The sequence below is a fragment of the Streptomyces sp. ADI95-17 genome, assembly GCF_003846175.1.
Classification (GTDB): domain Bacteria; phylum Actinomycetota; class Actinomycetes; order Streptomycetales; family Streptomycetaceae; genus Streptomyces; species Streptomyces sanglieri.
Window position 1 is genome coordinate 406696 of record NZ_ML123045.1, and the last position, 8409, is coordinate 415104.

5 protein-coding genes are annotated in these 8409 nt (G+C 71.0%); 4 read left to right on the forward strand and 1 reads right to left on the reverse strand.

Annotated features, from left to right (window positions below; genetic code table 11):
• Positions 1 to 308: 308 nt before the first annotated feature.
• Positions 309 to 575: a 30S ribosomal protein S20 gene (rpsT, locus tag EES42_RS09905; protein ID WP_124717766.1), complete on the reverse strand. Its 267-nt coding sequence runs from the start codon at positions 573 to 575 to the stop codon at positions 309 to 311.
• 215 nt (positions 576 to 790) lie between these two features.
• On the opposite strand from rpsT, the gene lepA reads away from it, so the two are divergent.
• From lepA to hemW, 4 genes are all read left to right on the forward strand, one after another.
• A complete protein-coding gene (gene lepA / locus EES42_RS09910; protein ID WP_124717767.1) occupies positions 791 to 2665 on the forward strand; it encodes a translation elongation factor 4 in 1875 nt (624 codons plus the stop codon).
• Between the two features lie 311 nt (positions 2666 to 2976).
• A complete protein-coding gene (locus EES42_RS09915) occupies positions 2977 to 4863 on the forward strand; it encodes an AMP-dependent synthetase/ligase (RefSeq protein ID WP_124717768.1) in 1887 nt (628 codons plus the stop codon).
• 211 nt (positions 4864 to 5074) lie between these two features.
• The gene (locus EES42_RS09920) at positions 5075 to 7000 is read left to right on the forward strand and encodes an ATP-binding SpoIIE family protein phosphatase (RefSeq protein ID WP_124718476.1); all 1926 of its coding nucleotides are present in this window, start codon (positions 5075 to 5077) and stop codon (positions 6998 to 7000) included.
• Between the two features lie 74 nt (positions 7001 to 7074).
• Positions 7075 to 8316 carry a radical SAM family heme chaperone HemW gene (gene hemW, locus EES42_RS09925; protein ID WP_124717769.1) on the forward strand — a complete coding sequence of 414 codons (1242 nt, stop codon included), beginning with the start codon at positions 7075 to 7077 and terminating at the stop codon, positions 8314 to 8316.
• Positions 8317 to 8409 lie beyond the last annotated feature (93 nt).

Below are 8409 nucleotides of genomic sequence, written 5' to 3' on the forward strand. Positions count from 1 at the left end.
CCTCGTTCCCGCGCCCGACCACGTACGTACCCACGTACGCACGTGCGCCAGGACATCCCGCCCCGAACATGGTCCCTGTCTCGCCCACGCACCCGCCCCGAACACGCCCCCTGCCTCGCCCCCGCCCGCGCCGCGCACGCCGAAGGCCCCGGTCCTCGCTCTGGGGAGAGCTGAGGCCGGGGCCTTCGGTTCAAGCTTGGTGCGCCGCACCCGCGTGGCGAACGCAGGTTCGGTGTGCGGCGCGGGGTGCCGGTCAGGAACGGGAGAGAGGGCCCGCTGGGTCCGTCCCGGCGATCACATCAGAATGCTCAGCCCTGGAGGGAGGCAACCTTGGACGCCAGCGCCGACTTCTTGTTGGCGGCGGCGTTCTTGTGGATGACACCCTTCGAGACGGCCTTGTCGAGCGCGCGGGAGGCGTCGCGAGCGGCCGTGGTGGCCTTCTCGACGTCACCGGCGGCGGCAGCCTCACGGGCCTTGCGGATAGCGGTCTTGAGCGAGGACTTGACGGCCTTGTTGCGCAGGCGCGCCTTCTCGTTCGTCTTGTTCCGCTTGATCTGGGACTTGATGTTCGCCACGAAAGAGCCTTTTCAGGTTCGTTGGATCTTCGATGTGCGCCCCACGGCCTGAGAGAGTCGCGAGGCACAGCTGTCAACGGTACCAGCCGCACTCCGACCGGCCCAAACCGGTCTCCGCCCCGCAACCATGGGACGATGGAGGCTACGTATCGATCCGACCGACCCGACATCGACCCGAGACACGGCGTTCGGCGTCTCAAGAATCAGGACCCTGCGTGCCCGCGACTCCTACCAACGTGCCCGAGCCGAGCCGTACCGACCCGGCGCTGATCCGCAACTTCTGCATCATCGCGCACATCGACCACGGCAAGTCGACCCTTGCCGACCGGATGCTCCAGCTGACCGGTGTGGTCGACCAGCGGCAGATGCGTGCTCAGTACCTCGACCGGATGGACATCGAGCGCGAGCGCGGCATCACCATCAAGTCCCAGGCGGTGCGGCTGCCCTGGGCGCCCACCACGGGCGAGGGCCAGGGCAGCACCCATGTCCTCAACATGATCGACACCCCGGGCCACGTGGACTTCACCTACGAGGTCTCCCGTTCGCTCGCCGCCTGCGAGGGCACGGTCCTGCTGGTCGACGCCGCGCAGGGCATCGAGGCCCAGACCCTGGCCAACCTCTACCTGGCGATGGAGAACGACCTCACCATCGTCCCGGTGCTCAACAAGATCGACCTGCCGGCCGCGCAGCCCGAGAAGTTCTCCGAGGAGCTGGCCAACCTCATCGGCTGCCAGCCGGAGGACGTGCTCAAGGTCTCCGCGAAGACCGGCATCGGCGTGGACGCGCTGCTCGACCGGGTGGTCAGGGACGTCCCGGCCCCGGTCGGCCAGGCGGACGCCCCCGCCCGCGCGATGATCTTCGACTCGGTCTACGACTCGTACCGCGGCGTCGTCACGTACGTCCGGGTGGTCGACGGCCAGCTCAACAAGCGCGAGCGCATCCGGATGATGTCCACCGGCGCCACCCACGAGCTGCTGGAGATCGGGGTCTCCTCCCCGGAGATGACCCCGGCCGACGGCCTCGGCGTGGGCGAGGTCGGCTACATCATCACCGGCGTGAAGGACGTCCGGCAGTCCAAGGTCGGTGACACCATCACCTCCCTGAACAAGGGCGCGACCGAGGCGCTGGGCGGCTACAAGGACCCCAAGCCGATGGTGTTCTCGGGGCTGTACCCGCTGGACGGATCGGACTACCCGGACCTGCGCGAGGCGCTGGACAAGCTCCAGCTCAACGACGCCGCCCTGGTGTACGAGCCGGAGACCTCCGCGGCCCTCGGCTTCGGCTTCCGCGTCGGCTTCCTCGGACTGCTCCACCTCGACGTGATCCGGGAGCGGCTGGAGCGCGAGTTCGGCCTCGAACTCATCGCCACCGCCCCCAACGTGGTCTACCGCGTCGACATGGAGGACGGCACCGAGCACACCGTCACCAACCCGAGCGAATTCCCCGAGGGCAAGATCGACAAGGTGCACGAGCCCGTCGTGCGCGCCACGGTCCTGGCTCCCAGCGAGTTCATCGGCGCGATCATGGAGCTCTGCCAGCAGCGGCGCGGCACCCTGCTCGGCATGGACTACCTCTCCGAGGACCGGGTCGAGATCCGCTACACCCTGCCGCTCGCCGAGATCGTCTTCGACTTCTTCGACCAGCTGAAGTCCAAGACCCGGGGCTACGCCTCGCTCGACTACGAGCCCACCGGCGAGCAGACCGCCCAGCTCGTCAAGGTCGACATCCTGCTGCACGGCGACAAGGTCGACGCGTTCTCCGCGGTCACGCACAAGGACAAGGCGTACGCGTACGGCGTCCGGCTGGTCGCCAAGCTGCGCGAGCTGATCCCGCGGCAGAACTTCGAGGTGCCGATCCAGGCCGCCATCGGCTCCCGGGTCATCGCCCGTGAGACCGTCCGTGCCATCCGCAAGGACGTCCTCGCCAAGTGCTACGGCGGTGACATCTCCCGTAAGCGGAAGCTGCTGGAGAAGCAGAAGGAAGGCAAGAAGCGGATGAAGATGGTCGGCAACGTGGAGGTGCCGCAGGAGGCCTTCATCGCCGTGCTGTCGACGGACGAGTCCGGCGGCGAGGGCAAGGGCAAGAAGTAACCCGCCGCCCCGCCCTCCCCGGTGACAGCCGTACGGGCCCCCATGTCGCGCCACCCCGCGACATGGGGGCCCGTATGTCATGGGGCCCGTTTGTTATGAAGCGGCGGCCCGTTGCCTCTTACGCGGTGGACGCGGGCGCTCTACCCTGATCACGGCTTCGTAGTTACTCGCCAGTTAAACAAGGCGGGTCCCCGAGCAGGACGAGCAGACGGACGCACGCAACAACAGGCACAGGAACAAGCGGTACACAGCAGCCATCAGCAGCCATCAGCAGCCGGTCGTGAAGCACTGCCGCAGGCCCGGAGGACGTCGTGAGCGACACACTGACCTTGATCGAGAACCGACCGCCCTCCGTGGCGAACCTCTTCATCGACCGCGTGGCGGCCACTCCGGACGGGGAGGCGTACCGCTACCCCGTCCCGGCCGCCGGCGACGGACCCGATGAGTGGAAGTCGCTGAGCTGGGCGCAGGCCGCCGAGCGGGTCTACGCCGTCGCGGCCGGGCTCATCGGTCTGGGCGTGCAGCCGGAGGAGCGGATCGCGCTCGCCGCGAGCACGCGGGTGGAATGGATCCTCGTCGACCTCGGCGTGATGTGCGCGGGTGCCGCCACCACCACGATCTACCCGTCGACCAACGCGGAGGAGTCGGCGTTCATCCTCTCCGACTCCGAGAGCCGGGTGCTCATCGCCGAGGACGCCGCCCAGCTGGCCAAGGCCCGCGAGCGCCGCGCCGAACTGCCGAACCTCGCCCATGTCGTCGTCATCGACCCCGAGGGCGCCGGACCCGCCGAGGGCGACCCCGAGGGCTGGGTGCTCACCCTCGCCGAGCTGGAGGCCCGCGGCGCCGAGCACCTGGCGAAGCACCCCGACGCGATCAAGGAGCGGGTCTCCGCCATCACGGCCGACCAGCTCGCCACCCTGATCTACACCTCGGGCACCACCGGCCGCCCCAAGGGCGTGCGTCTGCCGCACGACAACTGGTCGTACATGGCCAAGGCCACCGTGGCGACCGGGCTGATCACTCCGGAGGACGTGCAGTACCTCTGGCTGCCGCTCGCGCACGTCTTCGGCAAGGTCCTCACCTCCGGCCAGATCGAGGTCGGCCACGTCACCGCGGTGGACGGCCGGGTCGACAAGATCATCGAGAACCTTCCGGTGGTCCAGCCGACGTACATGGCCGCCGTCCCCCGGATCTTCGAGAAGGTCTACAACGGAGTCGCCGCCAAGGCCCGGGCCGGTGGCGGGGCCAAGTACAAGATCTTCCAGTGGGCGGCCGGGGTGGCCCGCGAGTACGCCACGGTCTCGCAGGACAACTTCCGGCGCACCGGCACGGCCTCCGTCCCCTTCGCCCTCGGCGCCAAGCACAAGGTCGCCGACGCCCTCGTCTTCTCCAAGATCCGCGAGGCCTTCGGCGGCCGGCTGCGCGCCTGCATCTCCGGCTCCGCCGCGCTCGCCCCCGACATCGGCCTCTTCTTCGCAGGCGCCGGGATTCACATCCTGGAGGGCTACGGCCTCACGGAGACCAGCGCCGCCTCCTTCGTCAACCCGGGCGAGGCCTACCGCACCGGCACCGTCGGCAAGCCGCTCCCCGGCACCGAGGTGCGGATCGCGGACGACGGCGAGATCCTGCTGCGCGGCCCCGGCCTGATGCAGGGCTACCACGGGCAGCCGGAGAAGACCGCCGAGGTGCTGGAGTCGGACGGCTGGTTCCACACCGGCGACATCGGCGAGCTGTCCGTGGACGGCTACCTCCGGATCACCGACCGCAAGAAGGACCTGATCAAGACGTCCGGCGGCAAGTACATCGCCCCGGCGGAGGTCGAGGGACAGTTCAAGGCGGTCTGCCCGTTCGTCTCCAACATCCTGGTGCACGGCGCGGACCGTAACTTCTGCACCGCCCTGATCGCACTGGACGAGCCGACCATCCTCGGCTGGGCCGCCGAGAACGGCCTGGGCGGGAAGCCGTACGCCGAAGTGGTGGCCTCCCCGCAGGCCGTCGAGCTCATCGAGGGCTACGTGAAGCGGCTCAACGAGGGGCTGCAGCGCTGGCAGACCATCAAGAAGTTCCGGCTGCTGCCCCGCGACCTGGACATCGAGCACGGCGAGCTGACGCCCAGCCTCAAGCTGAAGCGGCCGGTCGTCGAGCGCGCGTACCGGGGCCTCATCGACGACATGTACGCGGGAACCCGCGAGGCATAGACAGCTCCTCGCGGACCGGCCGCGCGGTGCGGCTGCTCCTGTTCGTCCCCCGCTCATTTTCTCTGCTCACTTCGGCAACTCGCTGCTTATGGGCATGGTCCATCTGTCACTCTGTCGGTGTCGCCAGCGCCGCCCAACGAGAACAGACAGACAGCAACGAGAACAGACAGAGCGAGAACAGGTCAGGAGCCGCACCGTGGGGCCCATTCCCTTGCAGCGGGACATCGCCGAGCGTCCCGGTGATCCCGCAGGTCGTGCGGACGCGCGGCCGGTCGCCCATACGTCCCTGCCCGGGAACCTCCTCGCCCCCTCCGCCGCCCGCCGGTTCCTCCGGGCCGCCCTCGGTGAGTGGACCGGGCTCGGGCTGCCGGCGGCCGTGGGCTTCAGCGAGCGCGTGGCCGACGACGCGGAGGTCGTCGTCAGCGAGCTGGTCACCAACGCGGTCGTGCACGCCGGGACCAATGTGGAGGTGCTCGCCCGGCTGGAGGAGGCCACCGAGGACGAGGTGGCGGCCCTGGTGGTGGAGGTCTCCGACCACCACCCCGCCCGCGCCGTGCGCAGCGACCGTCCGGAGTCCGGAAGCGCGGCCGACGCCGCGGAGGGCACCAGCCTCGTCGGACCCGACGAGCCCGCCGAGTACGGTCGCGGGCTCCAGCTCGTCGGCACCCTCGCCGAACGCTGGGGCATCACCTACCGCACCGGCCTCAAGACCGTCTGGGCCAGGCTTCCCGTGGACGACTGGAACCCGTTCCCGGAAGCAGCCGCCGAGCCCGGCTTCCAGCAGGGGCTGCGCGCCGCCGAACTGCTCGCCCCCAACGCCCGGCGCGCGCTGCGCGACGACGCGGACTGGGCCGGCCGCGGCGCGCTCTCCTTCCTCGCCGAGGCCTCGGACCTGCTCGCCGGCCAGCTCGACGAGGACATCGTGGCGGCGCTCTCCGGGCAGTTACTGGTGCCCAGACTGGCCGACTGGTGCGCGATCTGGCTGGAACCCGAGAACGGCGGCCCCTCCGCCGTCCCCCGGCTCGCCAGCGTCTGGCACCGGGACGAGGCCGAGACCGGGCAACTGCGCACCCTGCTGGATCAGGGCCCGATCCGGCTCCCCGAGCGGGTCGGCACCGGGCCCGTCTCCATGCCGTGGCCCGGCGGCGAGGAGGACGGCGAGAAGGCCGACGAGCCCGCCGCGTCCGCCCTCGCCTACCGGATCACCTCCGGCGGCCGGAACCTCGGCGCCGTACTTCTCGGCCGGGAGGGCCTCGCCCGTGTCCCCGACGAGGTGACCGCGCTCATCGAGGACTTCGTACGCCGGGTCGGCCTCGCCGTCGGCGCCGCCCGCGAGTACACCCGGCAGGCCACCATCAGCCGCATCCTGCAGCGGGCCCTGCTGCCCGGCAAGGTCGCCGACATACCCGGCGTCACCAGCTCACTGGTGTACGAGCCCAGTGACGACGGCGTCGTCGGCGGTGACTTCTACGACATCTTCCCGTGCCCCGGCGACCGCTGGTGCTTCGTCCTCGGCGATGTGCAGGGCAGCGGCCCCGAGGCCGCCGTCGTCACGGGCCTCGCCCGCCCCTGGCTGCGGCTGCTGGCCCGCGAGGGCTTCGGCGTCGGCGAGGTCCTCGACCGGCTCAACCGGCTGCTCCTCGACGACGCGATGGAGGCCGCCGAGGCGGCCGCGCTCATGGTGGCCGCCGCCGGCGGTCAGCAGACCCCGGACACCGGGCAGTCCCGCTTCCTGTCCCTGCTGTACGGAGAACTCGTACCGCTGCCCGGCGGCGGCGTGCGCTGCACCCTGGCCAGCGCCGGCCACCCGCTGCCGCTGCTGCTGCGGCCCGACGGCGAGGTGCGCCCGGCCGCCGAGCCGCAGATGCTGCTCGGCATCTTCGACGACGTCGCCTACGAGAGCCAGTGCTTCGAGCTGGCGCCCGGCGACAGCCTGCTGTGCGTCACGGACGGTGTGACGGAGCGGCGCTCGGGGACGCTGATGTTCGACGACGGGGACGGACTGTCCCGGGCGCTGGCCGGCTGTACCGGGCTGTCGGCGGACGGGATCGCGGACCGGATCAAGCGGGCGGTGCACGAATTCGCCGAGCGGCCGCCGGACGACGACCTGGCACTGCTGGTGCTCCAGGCGGGGTGAGGCGGCACGTGGTCGGGGGCGGGCAGCCTCCGTGATCATGGGCATGGCCGGGAGGCTCCCGGCGGCGAGCGACAATGGGCGGTATGCCTTCCGTACTGCCCGATGGTGAACCCGTACCCGACGACGGGGCGCTGCCCCGCCATGCCCTGGAAGGCGCCGCCGACCGGCCGCTCGGCTTCTACCTGCACGTGCCGTACTGCGCGACCCGCTGCGGCTACTGCGACTTCAACACCTACACCGCGACCGAGCTGCGCGGTTCCGGCGGAGCACTGGCCTCCCGGGACAACTACGCGACCCATCTGATCGGCGAGGTCCGCCAGGCCCGCAAGATCCTCGGGGACGACCCCCGGCCGGTCCGCACGGTCTTCGTCGGCGGCGGCACGCCGACCCTGCTGGCGGCCTCCGACCTGGTCCGGATGCTGGGAGCGATCCGGGAGGAGTTCGGGCTCGCGGACGACGCCGAGATCACCACCGAGGCCAATCCTGAGTCCGTCGGCCCGGCGTATCTCGCGGAACTGCGGGAGGGCGGCTTCAACCGGATCTCCTTCGGGATGCAGAGCGCCCGGCAGCACGTGCTGAAGATCCTCGACCGCACGCACACACCGGGGCGGCCCGAGGCATGTGTCGCCGAGGCCCGGGAGGCGGGCTTCGAGCACGTCAACCTCGACCTGATCTACGGCACGCCGGGGGAGTCCGACGACGACTGGCGGGCCTCGCTGGACGCGGCGATCGGGGCGGGGCCGGACCATGTGTCGGCGTACGCGCTGATCGTCGAGGAGGGCACGCAGCTGGCCCGCCGGATCCGGCGCGGCGAGATCCCGATGACCGACGACGACGCCCACGCGGACCGGTATCTGATCGCGGACGAGGCGATGGCCGCGGCGGGCTTCTCCTGGTACGAGGTGTCGAACTGGGCCCGTACGCCGGAGGGCCGCTGCCTGCACAACGAGCTGTACTGGCGCGGCGCCGACTGGTGGGGCGCCGGGCCGGGGGCGCACAGCCACGTCGGCGGGGTGCGCTGGTGGAACGTGAAGCATCCGGGCGCGTACGCGCAGGCGCTGGCCGAGGGGCGCTCGCCGGGGGCCGGGCGCGAGATCCTCTCCGAGGAGGACCGGAGGGTCGAGCGGATCCTGCTGGAGCTCCGGCTCCAGGACGGGTGCCCGCTCGACATCCTGGCCCCGGCCGGGCTGGCGGCTTCCCGCCGCGCGCTGGCGGACGGGCTCCTGGAGGCCGGGCCGTACGAGCGGGGGCGGGCGGTGCTGACCTTGCGGGGGCGGTTGCTGGCGGATGCGGTGGTGCGGGACCTGGTGGACTGAGGCGCGGGGGGAGGGGCGGGGCGGGTGCGGTGTGCCTGCGGCGGGCCCAGTCCCCTGCCCCGCCCCTTCCCGTAACCGGGGGCTCCGCCCCCC